Origin of the sequence: Streptomyces sp. P9(2023), from assembly GCF_032436795.1 — a bacterium.
Taxonomy (GTDB): Bacteria; Actinomycetota; Actinomycetes; order Streptomycetales; family Streptomycetaceae; genus Streptomyces.
The window spans coordinates 1-242 of sequence record NZ_JAUPWM010000787.1 but is presented as its reverse complement, the minus strand read 5'-3'; the positions used below and the strand labels follow the sequence as shown (position 1 = coordinate 242).

At 43.4% G+C, this 242-nt stretch carries 1 protein-coding gene; it reads left to right on the top strand.

Annotation, left to right across the window (positions count from 1 at the left end; translation table 11 throughout):
* Window positions 1–224 (top strand): hypothetical protein (locus Q5762_RS39455; RefSeq protein ID WP_315897140.1); only part of this gene is annotated, 224 nt, incomplete at its 5' end.
* Window positions 225–242 lie beyond the last annotated feature (18 nt).

Here is a 242-nt window from a genome sequence, read left to right as displayed (position 1 = left end):
TTTTGGTTGACAAAACTCAAAATCAGCCAGGAAACATCATGATCCTACCTCATCCTTCAGCTTTCTATGCCGAACTTACAGATGAACGCTTGACAACTATTGCAGAGCTATTGCTAGACATCAGGTTCAACACTCGAAGAGAGCTGAACTCAGAGCATGATGACTCATACACTCGTGAAACTACTACCTTTGGGCGCTCCCGGAATGCTCTTATCCAACTATGACAAAGAGATCTGAAGAGA